Origin of the sequence: Cupriavidus pampae, from assembly GCF_914271485.1 — a bacterium.
Taxonomy (GTDB): domain Bacteria; phylum Pseudomonadota; class Gammaproteobacteria; order Burkholderiales; family Burkholderiaceae; genus Cupriavidus; species Cupriavidus pampae.
In genome coordinates this window covers 140,496-165,592 of sequence record NZ_CAJZAG010000013.1, presented here as the reverse complement: position 1 = coordinate 165,592, position 25,097 = coordinate 140,496, and the positions used below count along the sequence as shown (strand labels likewise).

Genomic DNA, 25,097 nt, shown 5'->3' with positions numbered 1-25,097 from the left:
GGGCGAGCAAGACAAAAGACTCACGGAGACAACACGACATGAAGACATACCTGCAACGCCTTGGCAATGCCATGGCGATCCTCGCCGCCATCACGCCGGCACTCGCAATGGCCGCGTTCCCGGACAAACCGATCCGCATGGTCGTGCCGTACTCGGCCGGCGGCGGTGCCGACAACACCGCGCGTATCGTGGCCCAGAAAATGGGCGAGCTTCTCAACACGACGATCGTCATCGATAACAAGCCCGGCGCGGGCGGTGTGATCGGCGCGGATGTCGTGGCCAAGGCCCCGGCCGACGGCTATACGGTGCTCTACGACGCATCGGCCTTTGCGGTCAATGCCGCGCTACGCAAGCTGCCTTTCAATCCGGTCAGCGATTTCATTCCGGTCTCGCTGGTGGCGACGGCGCCGCAGATCCTCGTGGTGGCCACGAACGCACCATACAAGACGGTTGCCGATCTGATTGCCGCGGCAAAGAAGGCGCCCGGCAAGCTCACCTTCGCGTCCGCAGGGGCGGGCACCGGCTCGCATCTCGCGGCCGAGATGTTCGACGATCAGGCAAAGATCGAATTGCTGCATGTGCCCTACAAGGGCGGCGCGCCGGCGCTGACGGACGTCATGGGCGGGCAGGTGGCCACGTATTTCGGGAATTCGGCGTCCACGCTGCAATACGTGACCGGAGGCAAACTGCGCGCGCTGGCCGTCACCTCGAAGCATCGCGTCGGCGCCTTACCCAATACGCCGACCATGGCCGAGAGCGGCATGCCCAACTACGAGGTGCTCGAGTGGAACGCCGTATTTCTGCCGAAGGGCACCCCGCCGGACCGGGTGCAGGCCATCGCCAATGCCGTACAGCAGGCAGTGGCGGACCCCGCCGTGAAGGCCAAGCTGCAGCAGGCGGGGCTCGATCCCGTCGGCAACACGCCCCAGGCGTTCAAGGCGTTTCTGCAGACCGAATCGGCGCGGTGGCATGAGCTCGTCAAGGCGCGCAATATCCGCGTGGAATGATTCAGGACGTTGCTACTGGCGGCGCCGGATGGTCGCCAGCGCAAGACCACCGCCCGCAAACGCGCACACGGCGCACACCAGCGCGACGGCGCGCAGGGCATCGGCGATGGCAAGGGCATCGTTCTGCGTAGATAGCGCGGCTTGATGGGTCCGCACGAACACGATGCCGAGCACCGCAATGGCCAGCAGTCCCGCCACGCGCGCCACCGCGTTGTTGATGCCGGACGCAATGCCTGCGTGGTCGACCGGTACCGACTCCATCACCGTCGTCGTCAAAGGTGCGACGGTGATCGTCATGCCGAGGCCGAGCACGGCCAGTGCGGGGAAGAAGGCGGTCCAATAGCCGCCGTGTACGAATGGCAGTGCGAGCATCAGGAAACCGAGGCCAGCCACGCATGGTCCGGCACTCAACAGCACCCGCGCGCCGAAGCGACTGGATAAGCCGCCGGTGTAGCGCGACAGCGCACCCATGATGACCGGCAACGGCAGCAGCGCCGCGCCTGCCTCTGTCGCGGTATAGGCATGGGCGCGGATCAGGGTGTAGGGCAGGAAGAACAGCGCGCCGCTCAGACCGAAGTAGAGCAGCAGGGTCACAAGATTGGCGCCCGTGAAGTCGCGCGAGTGAAACACGTCGAGCGGCATCATGGGGAAAGGGCTGTTGGCCTCGATTCTCACGAACAGGGCCAGCACGAGCACGCCGGCACCAAGCGTGCCGAGTACGAGCGGATCGGCAAAGCCGCGCGACGACGCTTCGGTCAGGCCATAGGCGAGGGCGGCGAGCCCCGCTGTCGCACTGATCGCGCCGGGCCAGTCCAGTCGTTGGGATGCATCGAGCTTGTGGCTATTCGGAACGGCCCATATCGCCAGCGCGATCGTCGCCACCGCCAGCGGCACGTTGAGTAGAAATATCGCGCGCCACGAGAATGTATCGACCAGCCAGCCACCGGCCACGGGTCCCACCGCCAGGGTGATGGCCCCGACCGCGGACCAGGTGCCAATGGCCCGCCCACGCGCTGCGCCCTCATAGATGGCGCCGATGATCGCGAGACTACTGGGCACGAAGAACGCCGCGCCAAAGCCCTGCGCCGCGCGCGCGGCAATCAGCGCGCCCTCGTTGGGCGCGAGCCCGCACGCGATCGACGCCAGCGTAAACACCACGATGCCGGCGATAAAGACGGTGCGCCGGCCGAGCTTGTCGCCCATGGCTCCGCCCACCAGTACCAGTGACCCGAGAAACAGCAGATAGGCGTTGACGATCCACTGCATGGCGGCAACGCTTGCGCCAAACTCGCTTTGCATGGCAGGCAGCGCGACATTGACGACGGAACCGTCGATAAACGCCATGCTCGAGCCAAGAATCGTCGCAGCGAGCGCGTACGGCTTGCGCCGGCACGGGCGATCCACCACGGTGGGTTGCGCGCGAATGACGAGCGCATCGCAGGGGCAGGCCTGCGATGCGGCAGTGTGTGTCGTGTCAGGATTGCTCACGCGAAAATCGGGGGTGGCCACATTCCGATTGTGGCCAACTTTTGCGCTGCTGACAAACTTCAATGCAATCGATCAGTAGTCCCACTGTACCGGCACGAAGCGGTACGCGTCTCCGTTCTTTGCGATATGACCGATCGACGGGAACGCGACGTGCGCGGCGGCCAGCAGCGAGCCGGTTTCGGCGGCTTCGTTGAGCAGCGCGATGCGCACGTCCGTCGCCACTTCCGGCTCATGCTCGAAGCCATTCTGCCATTCCGGATGGTCGAAGCCGACTTCGAAGATCGCGTCGCCAACGAACGTCAGCTTCTCACCCTTCGATGCCACGTCCACCACGCAGTGGCCCGGCGTGTGTCCACCCGTCACGCGGGCCGATACGCCCGGTGCGACGTTCACCGTTTGATCGAACTGCACGATGTTTTCGCTATATAGCTTTGCGAATGTATCGGCGGCCTTGCGCAGCGCGGGCGGCACGGTTTCTGGCATGACGGTCTGGCTGAAGTCCGGATTCTTCCAGAATTCGACCTCGGCGGCCGCCACGTGAATGCGCACGTCCGGGCGTAGCTTGGCTTTGACGCCATTGACGTTGAGCCCGCCAACGTGGTCCATATGCATATGCGTAATCACGATATCGGTGATCGCGCCGAGGTCGATGCCAGCCGATTCCAGACGCATCACCGAGCGACCGGCGCGCGTGAAATATTCGAAGCCGTCGCCCACGCCCGAGTCGATCAGGATCAGACGGTCGCCGCTGCGCACGAGTGCGATATTCAGCGCCCAGTCGAACATGTCACGTTGCAGAAAGCGGCCATCGAACCATTCGTTGCGATCCGGTTCGCTGACATTGGTGGACATGGTGGAGGTCGGCAGCGGCAGAATGCCATCGCTGATCAGCACGACGTCGACATCACCGATGCGAACGGCGTAGCGGGACGACACGAGCTCGCCAGCGGCTTCCTTGCCAATGGGGGTCGTGACCGGCTGCGTATTGCGGGTGGTTGCGCTCATCTTTGATAAGTCCTGTCATGTGTGGGGAAGACGCACTGGGCGTATGACAGAGTGTATGAAGGCGAAGCGCGGACCAGTAGGCGTGCGAAGGGACGCAACACGTTGTCCCAGAAGCGACAATCGAAGGCGGAATGAAAAACGCCCCCTGAGCAGGGGGCGTTGCCGGAGCGCGGCGTTGTTATGCCGCTGCGGCCTCTTCGCGCAGGCGACGCGCTTCGTCGCGCAGGAACTGCTGGTAGTCGTCCAGATCGCCATCGAAGGGCTCGACGCCGCCTTTCGTAACCAGCCAGAACTCGTCGCACACGGCACGCAGCAGCGCGCGGTCATGACTGACTAGCATCACGGTGCCTTCGAATTCGTTGAGCGCCATGCCGAGTGCCTCGCGCGTGGCGAGGTCCAGGTGGTTGGTCGGCTCATCGAGCAGCAGCAGGTTGGGGCGCTGCCATACGATCATGCACAACACGAGACGCGCCTTCTCGCCGCCGCTCATGGTGTGGACCGCCTGATGGACCATGTCGCCGCTGAAGCTGAAGGTGCCGAGGAACGTGCGCAGCGATTGCTCGGTGCCACTCTGGCCGGGCGCGCGCATATGCGGCGGCGTGTCCTTGGCCAGACGGATCATGTGTTCCATCGGCGTATCGTGCGGGCGCAGCACGTCGAGTTCCTGCTGCGCGAAGTACCCGATATTCAGGCCCTTGCCTTCGCTGATCTCGCCGGCGATCGGCGCCAGCGCGTGCGCCACCGTCTTGACCAGCGTCGACTTGCCTTGACCGTTGGCGCCGAGAATGCCGATGCGCTGCCCGGCCAGCACGGAACGGTTGATACCCTTCACGATGACCGTGGGCGGCGTGCCCGCCGGCGCGTCGGCAGGTGCCGGATAGCCGAAGCTCGTATCCAGCATCGACAGCAGCGGATTCGGGACGTTGAGCGGCTCCTTGAACTCGAAGGTGAACTCCGCATCGGCCAGCACCGGCGCGATCTTCTCCATGCGTTCGAGTGCCTTGACGCGGCTCTGCGCCTGCTTGGCCTTCGAAGCCTTGGCCTTGAAGCGGTCGATAAACTTCTGCAGGTGGGCGATCTTGTCCGCTTGCCTGGCCACCGCGGCCTGCTGCAACAAGAGTTGCTCGGCGCGCATGTCTTCGAACTTGCTGTAGTTACCGCCGTAGCGCACGAGCTTGGCGTTGTCGACGTGCACCGTTACCTGCGTGACCGCATCGAGGAATTCGCGATCGTGGCTGATCACGACGAGGGTGCCCTGATAGCGCTTGAGCCACGCTTCCAGCCAGACCAATGCGTCGAGGTCCAGGTGATTGGTCGGTTCGTCGAGCAGTAACAGGTCTGACGGGCACATCAGCGCGCGTGCGAGTTGCAGCCGCATGCGCCAGCCGCCGGAGAAGCTGTTCACCGGCTGCGTAAGCTGCGCGGCACTGAAACCGAGGCCGAGGATCAGCGCCTGCGCCCGTGCGGGGGCATCGTGCGCACCGGCATCGTGCAGGGCCATGTAGGCGTGCGCCATGCGCATACCGTCATCGCTGGCCTCGGCGGCGTCGACTTCGGCCTGCGCGGCCAGCAGCCCGGTGTCCCCCTCGACCACGAAGTCCGTCGCGCTCTGCTCGGTTTCCGGCATATCCTGGGCGACCTGGCCCATTTTCCACGCGGCGGGAATCGAGAATTCCCCGCTGTCTTCGTGCAACGTACCGTTCAGTAGACCGAAGAAGGACGATTTTCCGGCGCCATTGCGGCCGACAAGACCAATTTTCTCGCCAGGGTTGAAGGAGGCGGACGCCTGATCGAGCACGACATTGACGCCGCGGCGCAGCGTGACATTACGGATGGAAATCATTGGGAGCTACTTCGGAGGGGAGTGGCATGATAGCCCAATGGCGTTACTTCAACGATTTCTCCAGTTCGTCCAACCCACGTCGCAGCTCGGCCAGCTTGGTTTTGAAGTCCGGATCCTTGCGCCATTTACTGGCTTTCTCGAGTAGATCGCTGACGCTGCCGTGCTTCATTGCCTCGATGTCGCGCGCCATATCGAGGAATTCCTTGACTGCCCGTGCGTCCGAGGCTTCCTTGAATTCGCCTTCGTGCTTCCGCACATACGGGACCAGCACTTCCATCAGGCGGCCCAACTGGCGCCCATAGCTGTAACGACCGGTGATACGCCGCTCGGCCTGCGGGTCGGAGGAGCCGCCGTAGTTGATGTTGAGCAGGCCGACCTGTCCAACAGCCTCGCTCCACGCGCGAATCCATTGCGTCACATCGCCGGAAAATGGGTTGTGCTGGTCGGCGAGATTCGGCGCTGCCCAGTTTCGCCACACGGCCCATGGGTCTGCCCACGGGGCAGCAGGGTCTTCCGGGAGATTGCCGGATGGTCCTTGTGCATTCATCGCTTGCGCTCCTGATGTAGGTTCAACTTAGGCAGTGCTGCAAGCGTAGAAGAGTTAGAACCGCGTCGCCAGCCCGATGCGCATCAGCGTTTGCACGTGACTACTGGCCGCGCCAGCGGTCGCGGGCAGGCTATTGATCCATGCCTGTGTCGCCGGGCCATCGCCGCTGGCGTGTTGATAGATGGCTTCCACATAGGCCGTGGTGCGTTTGGACAAGTGATACTGGATTGCGCCTGTTACCTGCTGGGCGCGATTGTTCTGCAACGCCTCGTTCCCACGCATGTAGGCGTAGTCGAGGCCCAACGTCCACGCCGGAGCGATATCCCACGCGGCGCCAGTCTTGTAGACATCGATCGCCGCACCGGTGTCGGTGTTGCGCGTGTTGGTGTACAACAGCATCGCCAGTACGTGCGCGAACTGATAGTGCGCGCCGAAGCCAAAATTGCGGATGCCATCGTGGCCATCGCCGAGCTGCGGGTATCTGACGTCAACGTACGCAGCGCCCAGCGCCAGCGGACCGTTCACGTAATTGACGCCAAAGCTCTGGGTCGCGCTCGAGGAGAAGGACCCCGCTACGCCACCAAAACCATACAGCGCTCCAAGTGTGAAGCCGCCGATCTCGGGGCTGCGGTACTTGATTGATTTCGGGACACGCGTGCCTCCCGCGAGGCGATCGAAATCGAATGCACCCGTCGGATTGTTCGGTATGCCCAGTGCCGCGAATGGCCCCTGACGGAAGTCGTAGATCCCGCCAAACAGAAACGCGCCGTCGAATTTGCCGAGCGTCAATGACTCGTACATGAAGTCATACTGCGTGCCCAGCGTGAGCGTGCCGTAGCGCTGGCTGGAAACGCCGACCAGAGCCGTGCGATTGAAGATCTGCCCAGCGCCTGGGATGACGGAGCCGCTGTCGAGGTCGAACTGCGAGGTAAGTTCGAACAGCGCTTTGTTGCCGCCGCCCAGATCCTCGGCACCCTTGAAGGTCAGCATGTTGGGCGCCAGCACGCCACTGTCGAACAGCGCTACCGATGGGCCGTGTCGATTGGAGACGTAGGTAACGCCGCCATCGATCAGGCCCGATATCGTCAGAAAGTCGATCACTTGCGGTCGATGGAATAGCGGCCAGGCCCATTCAACGCCAATAGCAGGAACCCGCCGGTGATGCTGACGTTCTTGTAGAAATTGATCATGGCCATGTATTGATCCATTCCGCTTAATGTCCAGTAGGGATGACCGATGAATCCCGTCACAAGCGTATAGACGGCAAGCAATAGTGCCAGCGGGCGGGTATAGAAGCCGATCAGAAGAAGCACGCCGAACACCAGCTCTACCACGACCGCGACAAGGGCGGCCACCGCCGGAAGAGGCACGCCGACGGACGTCATGTATCCGATGGTGCCGGAGAAGCCGACCATCTTTTGCCAGCCAAAAAGTACATAGAGGACCACCAGCAGAATGCGGGCGACTAGAAGGACTTCGTCCTTTTGATTGTCGAGGGACAGGTATTTCATGATGCGGTTGCTCTCAGAGATCAGGTTTGCATGGAGTGTATAGAATCGATTGCAGGGATAAAGATGGGTCAATGAGCTTATTCATCTCGCTTAGTGAGACAAATGGACCGCGCGCTGGAAATGCTGGTGTTCTGCACCGTGGTGGACAAAGGCAGCTTTATTGCGGCCGTTGAACCACTCGACATGTCGAAGGCGGCGGTGTCCCGCCATGTCGGTGCGCTGGAATCAAGACTTGGCGTGCGGCTGTTGCACCGCACGACGCGGCGACTTTCTCTGACGGAGGAGGGGCGGGTCTTCTATCAGCAGGCGCGCGAGGTGCTGTCGCTGATGGATGCCGCGGAAGGTGCGGCCGCCTCTGGCTCTGAAGAACCGGCGGGGGTGCTACGCGTGAACGCACCACTGAGTTTCGGCATCCAGCATCTGGCGCCGCTCTGGGCCACGTTCATGAAGGCGCATCCGAGGATCGAGCTCGACGTCATGCTCAACGATCGACTGGTCGATCTGGTGGAAGAGGGTTTCGATGTCGCCGTGCGGATCGCCCGCATGGACAGCTCGTCGCTGGTGGGACGCCAATTTGCCAGAACCCGCATGCGGGCATGCGCATCGCCGGACTATCTGTCGCGACACCCCGCCGTGGAGCGGCCGGCCGATCTGCTTGCGCATAAGGTGATCGCCTATAGCCACCTTGCGTCGCGCAATGAGTGGACCTTCACCGGCGCGGAGGGAGACGTGACGGTGCCGACCGTGTCGTCCGTGCGCTGCAATAACGGAGACACGTGTCGGGCGATTGGCCTATCCGGGGGCGGCATCATCTTCCAGCCGAGCTTTCTGGTGCACGGGGATTTACGACGCGGCGATCTGGTGGAAGTCTGTCCGGCTTACCGCTCGTTCGAACTCGGCATTTATGCCGTATATCCATCGCGCAAGCATCTTGCGCCCAAGGTGCGGGCGCTGATCAATTTCCTGGTTGCGCAGTTCGCGGATACCCACTGGGACGACTAAGCGCTAGGCCGAAACCTCGATCACACCGCTCATGTTTTCATGCCCCGATCCGCAGAAGAGGTCGCACAGGAACACGTAGCTGCCCGCCTTTGCGGGCTTCAACGTGACGCGTACGGTCTGACCTGGTGGCATGTCGGCACGGACGCCCAGGTCGGGGGCGCTGAAGCCCATCACGACGTCCTCGGCGGTGAGTTCGAGGACCACAGGCTCGCCCGCCTTGAGCGCGATCTTGTCGGGCGTGAACACGAAGCGTCGCGCGCGGATGGCGATGACGCGCGGCGCGGCGGCGTCTCCGCGCCGCGCGACCAGCGGCGTGGCAAGCAGGGCCAAGGTCCATGCAAGCATCGTCCGGCGACCCGCGCTCGGATATCTGGCGATTGTCATGGTCGGCCTCCCTATGCGTCGGCCACGGGACGCTCGGCCAGCCGATAGCCGGCCGGCTGCCGCATGGCGGTGATCTCGCGCCAGCCCAGCCCGCGATACGGTTGCGCGGCGTCCCACGGCAGTGGCTCGCGGCGCGGCTGCGAGCCGGGTGGCGGTAGGGGGAACATCAGCGAACGCGCCGCATGGTGTTCGATATGACCTGTGAGGTGGTGATGCTCCTGATGGATATGTCCATAGAAGACGGCCACGTTGCGATAGGGCATCAACAACTCCACCACGCGATCGCCATCGCCCGTCGCCCAGTCCCACTGCGGATAGAGATTGAAGAGCGGCCGGTGCGTGAACACCACGATGCGGGCATCGGGCGACTGCTTCGCCAGATCGGCGGCCAGCCACTCGCGCTGCGCGTCACCCACCTGTCCGCGGGGATCGGACACATTGTCGAGCACGATCGCATGCAGGCCCTTGTGATCGAACGTGTAGTGCGTGGGGCCGAACAGTTCGCGGTAGACCTCACCGTTATCGAGGCTGGCATCGTGCTCGCCCGGCATCAGGTAGATCTTGCCGGCCTTGAGCGGAGCGATCACGGTCTGGAACTCACGCATGCGCTTGCGCCGCTCGGCCGCATCGTCGGTGCTATGGGTCAGGTCGCCGGTGAACATGATGAAGTCCGGCTGGCGCGGCAGCGCATTGACCGCCGCCACGGCGCGGGGCAGTGTGCCGCGCGCGTCGGGGTTGGCGGCCCCCTGGTAACCCCAGTGCGCATCGGATAGCTGCACAAAGAAGAAATCGTCGTCGCGCGCGGCGGCCCAACCGGGCAGGCCCGAGGCGAACACCGCGCCGGCACCGGCGCCGGCCAGGCGCAGGAAGTCGCGCCGCTTGCAGGATGGGGTCATGGTCGCTCCTTTGCTGGATGATCCTGCCTGTCATACCGGCGCGTGTGCCCAGAAATTCCCGATCGGCGCGCGAATAAAAAAATTCACCAAAAACATGCGATGACGGGAATAAACTCGGTGTCGCGTCGGTAAAGCAAGGGAGATCCACGCATGATTCGACCGCGGACCGATTGTTCCGATTGCTCCGATTGCTCCTTCGTCCCCACCCCCACTGCCAGATGGCACCGCGAGGCCTGAGGTGAACCCCAGCGAACGCCACCGCTTCGATGCGTTGGTGCTGCCGCACCTCGACGCCGCGTACAACCTCGCGCGCTGGCTGTGTGGCAGCACGAGCGATGCCGACGACGTGGTGCAGGAAGCGTTCCTGCGCGCGTTTCGCCTGTTCGCGAGTTTTCGTGGCGAGCGGCCGCGTCCATGGCTGCTTGCGATCGTGCGCAATACATGGTTCACGATGCACCAGCAACGCAAATCCGCAGCCGAAACCGGCTATGACGACAGTGCTCCCGATGCGGTGTTGCCGGAATGGCATGGCATGCCGGAGGATCCCGAGCAGGCACTGCTGCGCGAGGAGGATGCGCGACTGGTACACACGGCGCTCGAACGGCTGCCGGTCGCCTTTCGAGAGGTGATCGTGCTGCGCGAGCTCGAAGACCTGCACTATCGCGATATCGCGCGCATCGTCGATATCCCGGCCGGCACCGTGATGTCGCGGCTGGCGCGAGGCAGGAAGATGCTTGCCGCGGAAATCGTGGTGTTGCGCGAAACACCGGCTGCTTTGTCGGCCGCGTTGTCGAAAGCGCAGCGCTCAATTGGGGAGACCGGCCATGAACTGCAATGAGGCCCGTCCGTTGCTGCAGGCGTGCGCCGACGGTGAAATCGGCGCGGCGGACGGCGTTCGCCTGAAGCGTCATCTCGAGGACTGCAACAGTTGCGTCAGCGCGCTTCGCGAACTGAGGACGCTGCGCAAAGCCGTGCGCCAGGGCGCCGGTTATCACCGTGCATCGCCGGCGTTGCGCGCGCGCGTGTTGGCGGCCTTGCCCGCCACCGAGCCGGTAGTGGCCGATGTAGAACCCGTTGCGGATGCTGGCTGGCGGCGCTGGTTCACATGGTCGCCCGCGCTCAACGCGACGATGGCCGCTGTCACCGTGGCCGCGGTGGGGCTCGGGCTGACGACCTATGCCATGCGCGAATCGCCGGCCGATCTGACTGCGCAGGCCGTCGTCGCGAGCCACGTGCGCGCGCTGCTATCGACCCGCGAGATCGACGTGGCCTCGTCGGATCGTCACACGGTCAAGCCTTGGTTCAACGGTCGCATCGACTATGCGCCTGAAGTGCGAGACCTTGCCGGGCAGGGCTTTCCACTCGTGGGCGGACGGCTCGATTACGTCGATGGACGGCGCGTTGCGGTGCTTGTGTATCGACGCGCCCAGCATCCGCTGGAAGTCTTTGTCCTGCCCGACAAGGGGGATGGCGGCCCGCGCTCACTGCAGGGCTATGAGATGGAAAGCTGGACCGCGCGCGGTATGCGCTACTGGGCCGTGACCGATGCATCCGCCGAGGACTTGCGCGCCTTCGTGGCCGCGTGGAAGCGTGCGGATAGTTGAGATAGTTGAGCAGGCTGCGGTGAGCGTGCCGCGCTTTGCCCTACGTACGGAAGGGTTTGGCTTCCTCAGGTAGCTGACGGTCTTTCTTCCAGTCGCCACGCTCCAGTTCCGCAATCACCTGCGCTCCCAGCAGCAACAACGCGGCCGCAATCTCGAGACTCAGCAGGACGACGATCGCCGTCGTCAGTGAGCCATATACACGGCTCACCTGCGACAGCGAGGTGAAGTACCACACCAGCAGATGCCGCGAAATCTCCCACAGGACGGCGGCCAGAACGGCGCCACATAACGCGCGGCGTATCGACAGGCGTCCTACCGGCATGACCATGTAGATCGATGTGAGCAGCATGATCTCGCCGAAGAATCCCAGCAGATAGAGCAGCCCGCTCGACAGCCGGTCCAGCGACCATTCGTGTCCCAACACGTCCAGATGTCGCTCGCCAATCGCCAGCAGGCGGCCGGACACGATCGTGACCACCAGCAGGCCCAGACTGATCACGGCGATATAGCAGTACGGCAGCACCGCGGAGACGAGGAAATGCCGCCGGCGGATGGCCACGCGATGCACGAAGATCACCGACATGGCGTTCTCCAGCACAGTGAAGGCGAGCGAGCTGAAGAACAGCATGGTGACCAGCAACAGCCATCCCGAGGTGCCGCGGTTGCGCAGGAAGGCAGCCAGTTCGGCGATCAGCGCGCGGGACTGGCCCGGTACCACCCATTCCAGATAATGCGCGACCGTCGATAGCAGCAGATCCGGATCGACGACATGCGAGAGCGCGATCACCGTCAGGATCAGCAATGGCACGATCGACAGCAACGCGTAATAGCCCACCGCACCGGCCAGCAGCAGCCCCTGGTTTGCGCGGTATTGCACCAACGTGTGCCAAATGAAGCGCCACGCGCTGCGCAGCAGATCGCGGGGGCGGACATCGGTCAGGTGCATCGGGGGCTCCGGAGGTACCACGTCAGGGCATTATGCGACTTAGTCTCTGCAGTACCCCTCGCCGGACCGAACCGTCAGGCAGTTTTGTTTTTCCGCGAGCCACTTCATGCCGGTCTCGGCGCCATTGGTGGCGCGAATCATTTCCGTGACGCCATCGCGCTCGAATGCGATGCGGGAGTCGACGGCCCGGCCCTCGAAGGTGCGCGGGCCATCGAGGTTCTGCACCGTCACCTCGTAACGTCCCTTGCCACCGGCAACCTCCAGGAACGTGCCTTCGGGCCCGTTCCATTTGCCCAGCCAATCATCGGCCAGCGGCGCTCTCGCGACAGGAATCTGAGCATTCTGAGCTTCGGCGCCCGACTTCCGGTCCGAGCATCCGGTGACGAATACCATCGTTGCAAGCAGGGCGGCGAGAGGGAGGTAAGTGGGTTTCATCTTGTCTTCGGGCGTAGCGATATCGTCACTCATCATAGTGGACACACGATGCCCGAAGCCACGACGCTGACAATTTGATACCACCGCGCCCCAACCGCCTGCGCCGGCTGCTCACAACTTCACCACCCCCAGCACCGCGTCGGCAAACGCTTTGGGCGCTTCCTGCGGCAGGTTGTGACCGATGCCGCCGTCGACGTTCCGATGTTGATAGGGACCGATGAACTGCGCGGCATAGGCCGCGGGCGATTGATGCGGTGCACCGTTGGCGTCGCCTTCCAGCGTGATGGTGGGCACGGATATCTTCGGCGCCTGCGCCAGCCGTTGTTCGAGGTCGTCGTATTGTGACTCGCCTTGCGCCAGTCCCAAACGCCATCGATAGTTGTGGATCACGATGGCCACGTGGTCCGGATTGTCGAATGACGTGGCCGTGCGCAGGAACGTGGCGTCGTCGAACCTGAATTGCGGCGAGGCGTTTTGCCAGATCAGTTTATTGAAAGCGTTGCGGTACTCGGCGTAACCTCGCGCGCCGCGCTCGGTGGCGAAGTAATACTGGAACCACGCCAGCAGCTCCGTCTGCGGCGGCACGGGCTTCCGATTCGCCTCCTGACTGCCGATCAGATAGCCACTGACCGACACCAGTGCGCGACAGCGCTCGGGCCAGACCGCCGCCACGATATCCGCGGCGCGCCCACCCCAGTCGAACCCGGCGATCACTGCCTTGTCGATTTTCAACGCGTCCATCAGCGCGATGACATCCACCGCGAACACGGACTGCTGGCCGTTGCGTGGCGTGCCTGCCGAAAGAAAGCGTGTAGGACCGTAGCCTCGGAGATAGGGCACGATCACGCGGTAACCGGCAGCTGCCAGCAATGGGACCACATCGACGAAGCTGTGGATGTCGTGCGGCCACCCGTGCAACAGGATGGCCACTGGCCCGTTCGCCGGTCCGGCCTCCGCGTAGCCAATGTTCAGGTTGCCGGCGTTGACCTGCCGGATTGGGCCAAGCGAATCGGTCGAGTCCGATCGTCCGGGTGAAGGATTCTGCGGTGCTGCAAGGCCGGCGAGACTGAACATGCTGAGTCCGGCCATCGCTGAGGAATGACTCAACAGGCGGCGGCGTTGCTGATCGATGGGAAGCGACATGTCTTGGATATTCTTGTCGAGGGAAACGCGCTGCCGGTTGTTCGCCGGCAGCGCGATGAGACACAGACGGTTATGCACGCACGGCGAGGCGCGACAGGTCGGGGTGAAGATCGCGTACCGGGCTCACTTGCTCCAGCAGCGATCCGAGATGGAGGATCGTGGACTCCGCAAGCCACGGCGATACCAGTTGCACACCGATCGGCAGGCCATCGTAGCTGGTGCCGAACCGCATCGACAGCGCCGGCAGGCCAGTGACGCTGAAGGGCGCGGTGGTATCCATGATGTGCAGCGACGATACCGTTTCGCCACCGATCACGAACTCCGAGGCGTCATGCCCGTGCGCGGGCACCGGTGTAACCGGGCACAGCAGCGCGTCGTAACGCTGGAAATACTGGCTGAAGCCGTCGCGTATCCGTTCGATCTGCTGCTCGGCCGCGACGAAATCCTCGATCGATGTGTCGGGCGTGTCGAACACCGCCTGCACATGCTTGAAGATCTTGTCTTCATGTCCGGCCGTCACCTTGCGAAATGCGGGCTTGGTTTCCATGGCTTGAATCTTCCAGAGCAGTTCGAGCGCGTTGACCTCCTCGATAATCGGAATGCGCGCGGGCTCGACAATGACGCCCGTGCTTTTCAGCGCTTCGGCCGCGACCTGAACGGTCTCGGCGACTTCAGGGTCGATGGCGCCGAAACCCGGCTCGACCAGCCAACCGACGCGCAACGCCCGTCCGCCGGTATTGGTCCGCCCGCTGTCCAGTCCGAGTGGGCTCGTGGAATAACCATCCGCACCGTCGGGCCCTGCCAGCACTGAATAGGTCAGCGCCAGGTCGCGAATGGTGCGCGCCATTGGACCCACATGCCAGAAGCGGCGCGGTTCACGCGGCCACACGCCGGTCATTGGAATGCGGCCATGGGTTGCTTTCAGGCCCATCACGCCGGTATGCGCCGCGGGACCGCGGATCGAGATGGCGACATCGGTCGACAGACCGATCGGCGCCATGCCCGCCGCGATTGCTGCCGATTCCCCGCCGCTGCTGCCGCCCGGCGTGCGATCCAGATTCCAGGGGTTGAGAGTGCGTCCAGACAGCAGGTTGTCGGTCTCGATCCAGAATGAGAACTCGGGAATATTGGTCTTCGCCAGCACGATGCCGCCTGCCTGCTTCATGCGCGCAACGGTGGTCGCGTCGGTGTCGGGCACGCGCCCTTTGAAGATCGGCGAGCCGCGCTGGGTCAGCAATCCGGCGGTATCGATCGCGTCTTTGACGGTGAAGGGCACGCCATGCAGCGGGCCGACGTCTTCACCGTTCAGTACTGCCGCCTCGGCGGCCTTCGCTGCGGCGAGGGCGGTGTCGGCAATCGCGACGACCGCGTTGAGCGCGGGATCCACGGCACTTATGCGGTCGAGGTGGGCCTGTACGACCTCTACAGGGGAAACTTCCTTGGTACGGATGAGTTGGGCGAGCGTCGTCGCGTCTTGATAGAACAGTTCGGTACTCATTTGGCAGGCTCCTAAAGCGCTCGATGAGGGACTACAAAGGATGATCGACAAACGTTCGATGGGCCCTACCGAACGTTTGTTAGGTATGGAGATTAATCGGTTATACTTCGACTCGTCAACACCTTTGGGACACGCCGACGCGGATGCCGCCGGCGCGGTCAAACTTCATCGAGGACGCTTCGTGGAAAACCGGGCAAGCACAAGTTCCAGCGACAGGATCCTGGCTGTGGCGACCAAGATTGCGCAGGCACATGGCTACAGTGGCTTAAATCTCCGTGCGCTCGCGGAAGAGGTCGGTATCAAGGCTGCCAGCCTCTACCACCATTTCCCGAGCAAGGCCGACCTTGCCGCGGCAGTGGCCAAGCGCTACTGGGAAGACACCGCGATCGCGCTGGAAGCGCTGTCGGAGAAGACACCGGACGCGTCCGACCGCCTGCGCAAATACCCGAGCCTGTTCCGGCGCTCGCTGGAGAACGACAACCGGATCTGCCTCTGCAGCTTCATGACTGCCGAGTTCGACGATCTGCCGGAAGTGGTAAAGAAGGAAGTCCAGACCTTCTCGGACATCAACATCGCATGGCTGGCGAAGATGCTGGTGGCGGCGGAGATCGTTGCGCCCAAGGACGCCAAGAAGCGCGCGCATGCGATCTTCGCGGCCATCGCGGGCGCGCAACTGATGGCACGCGGCCGCGACGATATCAAGCTGTTCGACACCTTGATCGACAACTACCGGGCGGCCGGGCTGTTGCCGGCATGAAGCGCCATGCGCTACACGCTAGGCGGCGACCGCCTGGATCGTGGTGCCGTGCTTGAAATGATGGACGACCGCGCGGGCGTTGTCGCATTGCCGTAGGCGCTCGCGAAAACGATGGTCGCAGAACAGTTCGGCAACGCTGGCCAGCAGATGCAGGTGGATATTGCTGGCCCACTCCGGCAACAGCAGGCAGATCACGTCCGTGACGGGACGGCCATCGGCGGCGCCGAACGCCAGCGGCGTTTTGAGCCTTGCATAGAAGACCATCTCGCAAGGCACGCCGGGAATGCGCGCGTGAGGGACAGCGACCCCTTGCCCGAGCGCTGTCGAGCCTGACGACTCGCGATGCGCGAGATGGGTCAGGACCGTCTCGGCATCGACGCCGTATTGCTGTGCCGCAACCGATGCAACGTGCTCAAACAATGCGTTCTGGTCCGCTACGTCCAGGTTCAATAGAACGTGCTCGGCATCGAGAAGACGTGCCACGGTCGGCATACCGGTTGAGGCGCCGGGATTTTCGCGGACATAGCTGACCGCGGTACCGGGCGCAAGCTTGTCGATTGCGGGGAGCGCTTTGTCGAGCGCCGCGCCGGAGAGCGCCAGCGACAGGCGCATTCGGCGGCTACCCGGCAGCAGCGCCAGGCTCATCGACCATAGACTGCCTTGCAAATCTCTGGCCAGCGCGTGCCGAAGCGGCCAGGCATGCTCCGCATCGATGTCGAACTGCATGATGGTGCCGCTCGTGATCATCAAATGAAGGCTTCGAATGGGGACCAGTCGAAGGTATAGCGGCGGGCGTAATTTTTCTGCATCAACGAGGGCGTCCGCCTCTATAAATCGCGTAAAGACGCGGGGGGAGGCAAAAAGCGTGTGGGTGAGAAAATTGCCCGCAGCCACTAGCTCCCCTGCGCTTTCGCCGCTTGCGCGGAACTCCACAGCGAGCCGGGATTCGCTCGGTCGGGATAGAGCGCCAGCATCTGGTCGTAGAGATCCCGGGCGGAAGTCGTCGAGGCATCCAGTCGGATGAAATCTCGGATGTACTGGCGGGTCTCTTCGATATTTCGCGGGCTGTCGTCGTGGGTAGGCACCTTGTGGCCGGCGACTACGTATTGCGGCTTGAGCGCTTCGATCTTGTCCAGTGCGGCGATCCACTGCAGACGATTGCTGTGGGTCGATTCGATCAGGAAGGGGTGGATGCCGTTGTAGACCGCATCGCCCGCGACGACCAAACCGATCGACGGGACATGGAGGCAGGTGGAGTTGTCCGTATCGGTATGGCCGACTTTGACCACCGTAAGTTTTTCTCCCTCCAGTTCGATCGTGTCGCTGGTCATTGGCTCGCAGATCGCAATGACTTCCGATATCTGTCCGGGAAACAGCTTGCGCCATCTGCCATCGAGCTTCTCGGGCGTGGTTTGCGTACGCATCGTAGCCACGACGTCCGGCGTTGCCAACGCGCGCGCATCGGGAAAGCGATCCAGCAGCACCTTCAGTCCCAGAAAATGATCGCCGTGGGCATGCGTGACATAGATCGTGCGAAGCCGCTTGCCTGTGCGTGCAATCTTGTCCGCCAATTCCTCGCATTGCGCCACGGTCAGGAACGTATCGACCAGCACGGCATCGTTCTTCCCGGAGATCAGCGTGGATGAGTTGGCCACCCACATCAGCGATTCCTTGCCGGGCGGCACCTCCCGGTTGAGGCCCGGTCGGGTGGCGGTGAACACCTGATAGCTCAGGCCGCCTTTGCTCTGGGCGTGGGCGACCAAGGGCGACGCGGACAGCAGCGACAGTCCCCCCAGTTTCAGCACATTTCTACGGTTCATTTCGTGGCCTCTGCGTGACGGTGGTTAATCATGTTCAAAAACATGAATACAATCATTATTCAGAACATGTAAAATGTCAACCATCATCAGACGCAGGATTTGCCATGAAGGTCAGCCGCGAACAATTTGCAGCCAACAGGCTCCGGATCCTCGAGGAGGCGAGCCGCTTGTTCCGTGACAGGGGATTCGAGAGCGTCAAGCTGGCCGATGTCATGCAGGCCGCCGGCATGACGCACGGCGGCTTCTATGGTCACTTCCAGTCGAAGGACGATTTGATCGAACAGACGCTTGCGCATCGGGCGGCGCGGGAGCGTCCGCGCGTGGAGCTGGAACGCTACGTCGAGAACTATCTGTCCAGCCGCCACCTGGCCAACCGGGCGGATGGCTGTGACATCGCGGGCATGGCGCCCGATACCCTGCGACAGGGGCCGGTGGCACGTGAGGCGATGACGGCCATGATTCGCGCGCAGCTGGATCGTCTGGAAAAAAGCATGCGCAACGCCGACGACCCGCATGCCCGCCGGGATGCGATCGGCAGCTGGGCGGCCATGTTCGGTGCCATGGTTTTGGCGCGGGTCAGCACCGATGCGACGCTCGCCGAGGAGATCCTGACGCAGACGCGTGCTTCGATTGGAAAGCTCACGGGCGAGTGGGAGCCCGATTGATGTAAATGGCGATGTGGACGGAATAGTTTCCGTCGGCCACGTGTTTACCGAGGTGGGACGTTGGTCTTCCGCCGAGGAGGCGCCGTGTGCGATTCATCATCCTGGTTCCGTGCCGCCCGTTGGCACGTGATTGCCGGATTTGTGCTTGTCACCTTTACATCGCTGGCCGGCGCCGTCAATCGGGCGCAAGCCGTACCGCCCGACGGATACGTCCTGCAGCGTGCAAACGTTACGTTCGACGTGGATGTCTCGCACGCGCCGCTCAAGATGCGCTTTGGGCGGGTGGATGCGCAACTCGAGGCGACCCCGGCCGGCATTGAGTCCGGTCAGGTGACAGTGACGATCGATGCCGCGAGCGTGGAAACGCGCCCACGTTTTCTGTCTTCCATCGTGCGGGGCAGCGGCATGCTCGACGTCGCCCGCTATCCGGAGATTCGTTTTGTCAGCACGCGCTTTGTGCGCAACGGGGAGGGCGGTGGCTGGCTATACGGCGATCTGACCATGCACGGGGTCATGCGTCCGGTCAGCTTTCAGGTGACGGAAAGCAACGTTGCGGGAAGCGCGCCGCGCGCGGGGTTGCTGGCCTTCTCCGCGACCGGCGAGGTCAGCCGGCGCGAGTTTGGTGTCTCAGCTTGGTTCCCCGCAGTCAGCGATGCGGTCCACGTGAACATAGAGGTGGAGTTTGCGCAGGGGCCCTGAACCCACCACGCCCACTTCGTTCAGCTTCACGCTACTTCAGCTTGACGCCCCATTCGTTCTCCACGCACTTCACATAGTCGCCGGGAATCAGCGCGCTGAATTTTTCCTGATAGTTCACCAGCATGCAGCGGTACGCCATGTTCTCGTGCCAGTCCTTGACAAACGTGGTGTCGACCGCCGCGCTGCCGCCGTCGGCAAATTGCTTCATGCCGGTGCATCCTAGTTTCTCGTTATCGGGCACCGGCACGCCTAGCTCGGTCGCGAACGATTTGTAGTACTTGATGCGGTTCAGCGATTGCGCGACCTCGGTGCCGCCGCCACATTCCACGCCGCCGTTGATGATCATCGTCGTCACGCCAAAGCCGGGCACCAGCCCGTTGGCCTGATCCGAGGCGTTGGGTTGCCAACTGCCGTCGATCACCGCCTGCATCGATGGTTTCGGCGGCTGCGGATACACGAAGAAGAAGACCGCCGAGGCAAGGTTCAGCCAGGTGCTGGCGACGCTGTCGGGGTCGTCGAGCAGGGTGGTCGGCTTGCCGTACATCACCTGCGAGAACTGTCCGTAGTTGTAGTTGTACGAGAGCTGTTTGGCGCCGCGGCCATAGTACTTCTTGAAGGCCCCGTCTGGATTCTTGCCGCACACATAGAGTTGCCCCTGCCAGATATTGGGGTCGCACTCCGCGTTGTAGCCGCAACCGTCGCCGGTCTCGGCGCAGCCCATTTCCCTGACCCAGTACAGGCCTTGCCGGAACTCGGGCGTGCTCGAGTGAATATCGTGTTCGCCGGTTTCCTGCGCGAAATGCGCGAACATGGTCGCGAGTGTCTTGCGGCAGATGGCTTCCGCATCGCGGCCGTCCTTGTAGTCCCCGCAGACCGCGGGGAATTTCGCGATGGCTTGCAGGAACGCGCGGTACGTGTAAGCAGCGTTCCGGCGCGGGAACAGGAATTCCCACTTGGACGCGTTCATGATTTTCTCGACGCGCTGGACGTTGGGCGGGTTGCTGGCCACGCCGGCATCGGTCGCGTCGACGATGGCGTTGTCTGCGGTGCGGATCATCTGCTTGATCGCCGCAAATGCTGGCGTATTGGTCAGATCCTTTTCCACCTGCTCCGCTTGCGCACGCGTGGGCACGGGGACATTGGGCGGGACGGGGGTGGGGGCCGGAGCGGGCGTCGGTGTCGGGGTCGGCGCGGGTGGTGCGGCCTTGGCCGGGTCGCAGTCCTCGATGACCGCCCATGGATCGCCGGTGGTCGGCGTGGTGCCTTGCGCCCACCATTTTGCGCGGTAGTTCTTCGCCTGATAGGAGGCGACGTTGTTCTCGTTGTAGATGGCGTTGGCACTCCAGGGGGCGTAGCAGCCGGGTTTGGTCTGGACGGGGGTGGGTGCCGGAGCCGGGGCGGGAGTGGGGGCAGGGGTCGGCGCAGGCATCGGTGAGGGCACTGGCGCGGGAGCTGGGGTCGGTGCGGGAGTCGGAGCCGGAGCCGGAGCAGGAGCAGGAGCAGGAGCAGGAGCAGGAGCAGGAGCAGGAGCGGGCGTAGGAGCGGGCGTAGGAGCGGGCGAAGGAGCAGGGGCGCCGCCGCCCGTGCACTCACCCTTGTCTTCCCACGGCCCCCATTGCTCCGTGCCTGGCGTATTGCCCTGCGTCCACCATTTGCTCTGATAAATACGACCGTTATATCCAACGGTCGCGCCTGCAGTTGGATAAACCGTATTGCTTTGCCATGCCGCCGGACATGGAGCTGCGGAAACTGGCATTGCAGTCAGTGACAGTACGCCTCCCGCGGTGACGCAGGCGATGACGCTCAAGCGATGGGGGTGTGGCATGTGCATTCTCCCAGCAACTTTATTTCCTATCGTGATCGCTGGAAGTCTAGACTTAATGCCAAATTATGTTGTCATAATCATTAAACGGAAATTCTATAAATTAATTTAAATAAATCTACGAATAGCACGGCGATCCGTCTGCGGGGTCCGGGGGCCAGGCAACTTCCCCTTGCGTTTTGTAGCACTCGATCTATAATCGAGCCTCGTTTCGTATCAACTGCTACAAAACACGATGGCCAGACCGCGACAATTCGATGAGCAGGCCGCCCTGATGGCGGCGCAGCAGCTGTTTTGGGCCAAGGGGTATCAGGCCACTTCCACGCGGGAGTTGACCCAGACCATGGGGCTGACGCAGCCCAGCCTGTACAACGCGTTTGGCGACAAGCGCTCGCTGTTTCTACGTTCGCTCGATGACTACCTCGATCGCACGATGCGCGCGCGCATTCAGCGGCATGAGTCGTCGTTGCCGCCGGGGCGGGCGCTCGTCGCGTATATCGCCGAGAGCATTTCGCTTTCGCTGGCCGATCCACAGCATCGCGGGTGCATGCTTATCAACGTCGCGCTCGAGGCGTCCGAGGACGATCCCGAGTTCAAGGCGTTGATCGCTACCGAGCTGGGGCATCTGCGCGCGTTTTTCGAACGATGCATCCGTGCAGGCATCGCGTCCGGCGAGGTGGTGACCGCGCTCGCTCCCGAGGAGGCCTCCGCGCAGCTGCTGGCGAGCCATTGCGGCATGCGGGTGCTGGCGCGTGTGATGCCCGATGGTGTGCTGCTGCGCGCGACCTTGAGCCCCGCGCTCGCCATGCTGGGGCTGACGTTGCCTGATTCATAACGCCCGCGTGAACCGCTGAGCGCGGTCCGCTTTTCCGATTTTTCCCTTATCGAAGTCTGGTCGCCCACGGCAATGATTGCCCGGGTGCGGCGGCCTGCATCCTCAGGAGTCCTCCCATGTCACAAGATGCCAACGCGATGGCACGCACGAGCCCGTCACCGCTCGATGCCCGCACGCTATATGCGGCGCTCGCGGGTCTGTGCGCAAGCCTCGTTGCCATTGGCCTCGCGCGCTTTGCCTATACACCATTGATTCCCACGCTGATTCACGAACATTGGTTCTCGGCTTCGGCCACCGTCGCGCTCGGCGCCGCGAACTTTGCGGGCTATCTGGCGGGCGCGATCTATGGGCGCGCGATTGCTTCACGGTTTGGCAATCGGATGTCGCTGCGAGTGCTGATGTTGATGGCGACCGCCGCGTTCTTTGCCTGTGCGTATCCGCTGTCGGTGAGCTGGTTCTTTGGCTGGCGTTTTCTCTCCGGATTGTCGGGTGGCGCGATCATGGTGCTGGTAGCGACGGCGGTGTTGCCGCACGTGGCGCCGGAACGCCGCGGGATTGTCAGCGGCATGATCTTTCTTGGGCTCGGGCTTGGCATCGCCGCGTCGGGTACGGTGGTGCCGCAGTTGCTGAAGCTCGGGCTGGTGCAGACGTGGTTCGGGCTCGGCGCGCTGTCCCTCCTGCTGACGGGGTTCAGCTGGTTCGGCTGGCCCGCGACCGATCTTCCGCACGGTGCCGCGCAGCCTGCTGGGGCGGCAGGTACGCCGGTTTCGCATGTGGCCACGCTGGCGACATATCGTCAGCCGCTGCGCGTGCTCGCGGTGCAGTACGCGGCGAATGCGCTGGGGCTGGTGCCGGCGATGGTGTTGCTGGTCGATTATGTGGCGCGTGGGTTGGGGCAGGGCACCGCGGTGGGGGCGAACTACTGGGTGCTGTATGGCGTGGCCGCGATTGCGGGGCCACTGGTCAGTACCGCGCTGGCGCAGCGGATCGGGTATCGCAATGGCTATCGCGTCTCGATGGTGGCGCAGGCCTTTGGTGTCGCGTTGCTGGCGGTGTCGGGCCACACGGTGGCACTGGTGGTGGCCACCGTGGTGCTGGGGATGTTCACGCCCGGCGTCGTGCCGATCGTGCTGGGCCGCATCCAGACGATGATGCCGCACGATGCGCACGCGCAGCGCGTGGCGTGGAGCCGGACCACTACGGCGTTTGCGTTGTTTCAAGCTGCGGCGGGGTATGGCTACTCGTACCTGTTCTCTCATACGAACGAGAACTATGCGCTGATCTTTGCCTGCGGCGCGGTGGCGATGGTGGTCGCGTTTGCGGCGGACTTTCTGGTGCGGGAGCCGGCTATCGCCTGATGTATATCGCTGGACGTCGACATATACGGCTGCATACCGACGTGAGGTTCTGCAGAGATTTCCGTGCATCACTACAATCGGTGCGACGACATCTTAAGGAATCGATTCCATGAGCCATCTCTTCGACGCCTACGCGATCGGCAACCTGCAGCTCGCCAATCGCATAGCGATTGCGCCAATGTGCCAGTACTCGGCGGAGGAAGGTAATGCTACCGACTGGCACATGATTCATCTGGGGCATCTGGCGCTATCGGGCGCCGGCCTCATGATTATCGAGGCGACCTCGATTTCTCCTGAAGGACGGATCTCGCCTGATGACCTTGGGCTTTACAACGATGACAACGAAGCCGCGCTGGCGCGCGTGCTGAAGGCGATTCGCGCGTATTCGCCGATCGCGGTGGCGGTGCAGATCTCGCACGCGGGACGCAAGGCTTCCAGCCACGCGCCGTGGGACGGTGGAGCGCAGATTCGCCCCGACCAGCCACGCGGGTGGCAGACGCTGGCACCGTCGGCAGTGCCGCATGCCGAGGGCGAGGCCGCACCGATCGAGCTCGATCGTGCTGGGCTGGCCAAGGTACGAGACGATTTTGTCGCGGCGGCCAGGCGCGCGGCGCGGTTGGGGCTCGATGGCATCGAGATTCACGCGGCGCATGGCTACCTGCTGCATCAGTTTCTTTCGCCGATTGCCAACAAGCGGACCGACGAGTATGGCGGCTCGCTCGAGAATCGCATGCGCTTTCCGCTCGAGGTGTTTGACGCGGTGCGGGCAGCGTTTCCGGCGGACAAGCCGGTCTGGGTGCGGGTGTCGGCGACCGATTGGGTGCCTGACGGTTGGGATATCGACGGCACGATTGCCTTCTCGCGCGCGCTGAAGGAACGTGGTTGTGCTGCGGTGCACGTGAGCACGGGTGGGGTGTCGCCGCAGCAGGCGATCAAGCTCGGACCTGGGTATCAGGTGCCGTATGCCCAGCGGGTAAAGGCCGAGGTCGGGCTGCCGGTCATGGCGGTGGGGCTGATTACCGAGCCTGAGCAGGCGGAGGCGATTATTGGCAACGACGAGGCCGACGTGATTTCGATCGCGCGCGCGATGTTGTACGACCCGCGCTGGCCGTGGCATGCGGCGGCGAAGCTGGGGGCCAAGGTCAGCGCGCCCAAGCAGTACTGGCGGTGTCAGCCGCGGGGGCTTGGGGATTTGTTCAAGGATGCCCATTTCGGGCAAAGGTAAGGGCGGGCCCTCACCCCCGGGCCCCTCTCCCCGAGGGAGAGGGGAGAAAACAATTGGTTATTTAAGCTTTCACCCTCTCCCCCGGCCCCTCTCCCTTCAGGGAGAGGGGAGCAAGACGTTGGCATGCGATGCGCTCGCGTTGCCTTTCCCTCTCCCTTCCGGCAGAGGGGAGCAAGACGTTGGCGATGCGCTCGCGTTGTCCTTTCCCTCTCCCTTCACGGAGAGACGCACGTCAAACCCCCCCCCCGATTTACCGCATCGCACCATTCAGTGCGCACTTAAAACGAAGGGATTTCCATGATTGCTTTGGTCCGTTGAAGTGACCACCATGAAGTCATAGACATCGCATTTGGCAGTAAGACGGGCATCCCCAATAAGCCCGCTGCATCACAGAAGTAGTCGCAAGAACGAACTCTGGGAGACATCCATGCAAGTCTATGACGGCCTCGTCTTTGCGTGCGCCATGGTGCTGGTCTGCATGTACGCCTATCTGGGCGTGCAGGCACAAAGCACGGCGCTCAAATATGGCTCGCCCGCGATTGTGGGAGTGCTGACGGTCGTATATGCGCTGCTGCCAATGCGCATGATTGGCTGACACCAATCGAAA

Annotated in this window: 26 protein-coding genes; 11 read left to right on the top strand and 15 right to left on the bottom strand. The window is 63.0% G+C overall.

Annotation, left to right across the window (positions count from 1 at the left end):
- Window positions 1-38 precede the first annotated feature (38 nt).
- A complete protein-coding gene (locus LDO41_RS29045; RefSeq protein ID WP_223994574.1) occupies window positions 39-1,007 on the top strand; it encodes a tripartite tricarboxylate transporter substrate binding protein in 969 nt (322 codons plus the stop codon).
- A gap of 12 nt (window positions 1,008-1,019) precedes the next feature.
- On the opposite strand, the gene LDO41_RS29040 is transcribed toward LDO41_RS29045, so the two are convergent.
- The 6 genes from LDO41_RS29040 to LDO41_RS29015 all read right to left on the bottom strand — a co-directional run bounded on the left by LDO41_RS29040 (window position 1,020) and on the right by LDO41_RS29015 (window position 7,401).
- Window positions 1,020-2,516, bottom strand: coding sequence for an MFS transporter (locus tag LDO41_RS29040; protein ID WP_377743787.1), 1,497 nt, complete (start codon window positions 2,514-2,516; stop codon window positions 1,020-1,022).
- A gap of 51 nt (window positions 2,517-2,567) precedes the next feature.
- Window positions 2,568-3,500, bottom strand: a complete 933-nt coding sequence (locus LDO41_RS29035; RefSeq protein WP_223994570.1) for an MBL fold metallo-hydrolase — start codon at window positions 3,498-3,500, stop codon at window positions 2,568-2,570.
- A gap of 178 nt (window positions 3,501-3,678) precedes the next feature.
- Window positions 3,679-5,343 (bottom strand): ABC-F family ATP-binding cassette domain-containing protein, encoded by a 1,665-nt coding sequence (locus LDO41_RS29030; RefSeq protein ID WP_223994568.1) that lies wholly within the window; start codon window positions 5,341-5,343, stop codon window positions 3,679-3,681.
- Window positions 5,344-5,386: 43 nt separating this feature from the next.
- Entirely contained in the window at window positions 5,387-5,890 is a 504-nt protein-coding gene (locus LDO41_RS29025) for a hypothetical protein (RefSeq protein ID WP_223994566.1), read from the bottom strand.
- Window positions 5,891-5,944: 54 nt separating this feature from the next.
- A complete protein-coding gene (locus tag LDO41_RS29020) occupies window positions 5,945-6,991 on the bottom strand; it encodes a porin (RefSeq protein WP_223994564.1) in 1,047 nt (348 codons plus the stop codon).
- Window positions 6,988-7,401 carry a DoxX family protein gene (locus tag LDO41_RS29015; RefSeq protein ID WP_223994562.1) on the bottom strand — a complete coding sequence of 138 codons (414 nt, stop codon included), beginning with the start codon at window positions 7,399-7,401 and terminating at the stop codon, window positions 6,988-6,990. Before LDO41_RS29015 ends, LDO41_RS29020 begins: the two co-directional genes overlap by 4 nt.
- A gap of 102 nt (window positions 7,402-7,503) precedes the next feature.
- Between LDO41_RS29015 and LDO41_RS29010 the strand changes: the two genes are divergently transcribed.
- Complete coding sequence (locus LDO41_RS29010; RefSeq protein ID WP_223994560.1) at window positions 7,504-8,403, top strand: LysR family transcriptional regulator; 900 nt, start codon at window positions 7,504-7,506, stop codon at window positions 8,401-8,403.
- Window positions 8,404-8,406: 3 nt separating this feature from the next.
- Here the strand turns inward: LDO41_RS29010 and LDO41_RS29005 are convergent, their stop codons facing one another.
- Both LDO41_RS29005 and LDO41_RS29000 read right to left on the bottom strand, forming a co-directional pair.
- Complete coding sequence (locus LDO41_RS29005) at window positions 8,407-8,787, bottom strand: cupredoxin domain-containing protein (protein WP_377743776.1); 381 nt, start codon at window positions 8,785-8,787, stop codon at window positions 8,407-8,409.
- Window positions 8,788-8,798: 11 nt separating this feature from the next.
- Window positions 8,799-9,683, bottom strand: a complete 885-nt coding sequence (locus LDO41_RS29000) for a metallophosphoesterase family protein (RefSeq protein WP_223994558.1) — start codon at window positions 9,681-9,683, stop codon at window positions 8,799-8,801.
- Between the two features lie 238 nt (window positions 9,684-9,921).
- Here LDO41_RS29000 and LDO41_RS28995 point away from each other — a divergent pair, with 238 nt between their 5' ends.
- Window positions 9,922-10,521, top strand: coding sequence for an RNA polymerase sigma factor (locus tag LDO41_RS28995; protein WP_223994556.1), 600 nt, complete (start codon window positions 9,922-9,924; stop codon window positions 10,519-10,521).
- Entirely contained in the window at window positions 10,508-11,287 is a 780-nt protein-coding gene (locus LDO41_RS28990; protein ID WP_223994555.1) for an anti-sigma factor family protein, read from the top strand. Before LDO41_RS28995 ends, LDO41_RS28990 begins: the two co-directional genes overlap by 14 nt.
- Window positions 11,288-11,327: 40 nt before the next feature.
- Here the strand turns inward: LDO41_RS28990 and LDO41_RS28985 are convergent, their stop codons facing one another.
- The 4 genes from LDO41_RS28985 to LDO41_RS28970 form a co-directional block, all read right to left on the bottom strand.
- Window positions 11,328-12,233, bottom strand: a complete 906-nt coding sequence (locus LDO41_RS28985; protein WP_223994554.1) for a YihY/virulence factor BrkB family protein — start codon at window positions 12,231-12,233, stop codon at window positions 11,328-11,330.
- A gap of 39 nt (window positions 12,234-12,272) precedes the next feature.
- Window positions 12,273-12,668 carry a hypothetical protein gene (locus LDO41_RS28980; protein WP_223994553.1) on the bottom strand — a complete coding sequence of 132 codons (396 nt, stop codon included), beginning with the start codon at window positions 12,666-12,668 and terminating at the stop codon, window positions 12,273-12,275.
- Window positions 12,669-12,779: 111 nt separating this feature from the next.
- Window positions 12,780-13,811 carry an alpha/beta fold hydrolase gene (locus tag LDO41_RS28975; protein ID WP_223994552.1) on the bottom strand — a complete coding sequence of 344 codons (1,032 nt, stop codon included), beginning with the start codon at window positions 13,809-13,811 and terminating at the stop codon, window positions 12,780-12,782.
- A gap of 70 nt (window positions 13,812-13,881) precedes the next feature.
- Window positions 13,882-15,360: an amidase gene (locus LDO41_RS28970; RefSeq protein WP_223994551.1), complete on the bottom strand. Its 1,479-nt coding sequence runs from the start codon at window positions 15,358-15,360 to the stop codon at window positions 13,882-13,884.
- 130 nt (window positions 15,361-15,490) lie between these two features.
- On the opposite strand from LDO41_RS28970, the gene LDO41_RS28965 reads away from it, so the two are divergent.
- Window positions 15,491-16,066: a TetR/AcrR family transcriptional regulator gene (locus LDO41_RS28965; RefSeq protein WP_223994550.1), complete on the top strand. Its 576-nt coding sequence runs from the start codon at window positions 15,491-15,493 to the stop codon at window positions 16,064-16,066.
- Between the two features lie 18 nt (window positions 16,067-16,084).
- Here the strand turns inward: LDO41_RS28965 and LDO41_RS28960 are convergent, their stop codons facing one another.
- Complete coding sequence (locus LDO41_RS28960; RefSeq protein WP_223994549.1) at window positions 16,085-16,792, bottom strand: PTS sugar transporter subunit IIA; 708 nt, start codon at window positions 16,790-16,792, stop codon at window positions 16,085-16,087.
- Window positions 16,793-16,959: 167 nt separating this feature from the next.
- Window positions 16,960-17,886: an MBL fold metallo-hydrolase gene (locus tag LDO41_RS28955; RefSeq protein ID WP_223994547.1), complete on the bottom strand. Its 927-nt coding sequence runs from the start codon at window positions 17,884-17,886 to the stop codon at window positions 16,960-16,962.
- 104 nt (window positions 17,887-17,990) lie between these two features.
- Here LDO41_RS28955 and LDO41_RS28950 point away from each other — a divergent pair, with 104 nt between their 5' ends.
- Together LDO41_RS28950 and LDO41_RS28945 are read left to right on the top strand one after the other, a co-directional pair.
- Window positions 17,991-18,551, top strand: coding sequence for a TetR/AcrR family transcriptional regulator (locus LDO41_RS28950; RefSeq protein WP_223994544.1), 561 nt, complete (start codon window positions 17,991-17,993; stop codon window positions 18,549-18,551).
- A gap of 84 nt (window positions 18,552-18,635) precedes the next feature.
- Window positions 18,636-19,250, top strand: a complete 615-nt coding sequence (locus tag LDO41_RS28945) for a YceI family protein (RefSeq protein WP_223994542.1) — start codon at window positions 18,636-18,638, stop codon at window positions 19,248-19,250.
- A gap of 31 nt (window positions 19,251-19,281) precedes the next feature.
- Here the strand turns inward: LDO41_RS28945 and LDO41_RS28940 are convergent, their stop codons facing one another.
- A complete protein-coding gene (locus LDO41_RS28940; protein ID WP_290370926.1) occupies window positions 19,282-21,006 on the bottom strand; it encodes a glycoside hydrolase family 19 protein in 1,725 nt (574 codons plus the stop codon).
- A gap of 301 nt (window positions 21,007-21,307) precedes the next feature.
- Here LDO41_RS28940 and LDO41_RS28935 point away from each other — a divergent pair, with 301 nt between their 5' ends.
- From LDO41_RS28935 to LDO41_RS28920, 4 genes are all read left to right on the top strand, one after another.
- A complete protein-coding gene (locus LDO41_RS28935; RefSeq protein ID WP_223994541.1) occupies window positions 21,308-21,907 on the top strand; it encodes a TetR/AcrR family transcriptional regulator in 600 nt (199 codons plus the stop codon).
- A 116-nt stretch (window positions 21,908-22,023) separates the two neighbouring features.
- Window positions 22,024-23,265, top strand: coding sequence for a YbfB/YjiJ family MFS transporter (locus LDO41_RS28930; RefSeq protein ID WP_223994540.1), 1,242 nt, complete (start codon window positions 22,024-22,026; stop codon window positions 23,263-23,265).
- Window positions 23,266-23,374: 109 nt separating this feature from the next.
- The gene (locus tag LDO41_RS28925) at window positions 23,375-24,490 is read left to right on the top strand and encodes an NADH:flavin oxidoreductase/NADH oxidase (RefSeq protein ID WP_223994539.1); all 1,116 of its coding nucleotides are present in this window, start codon (window positions 23,375-23,377) and stop codon (window positions 24,488-24,490) included.
- 427 nt (window positions 24,491-24,917) lie between these two features.
- Window positions 24,918-25,085, top strand: a complete 168-nt coding sequence (locus LDO41_RS28920) for a hypothetical protein (RefSeq protein ID WP_223994538.1) — start codon at window positions 24,918-24,920, stop codon at window positions 25,083-25,085.
- Window positions 25,086-25,097 lie beyond the last annotated feature (12 nt).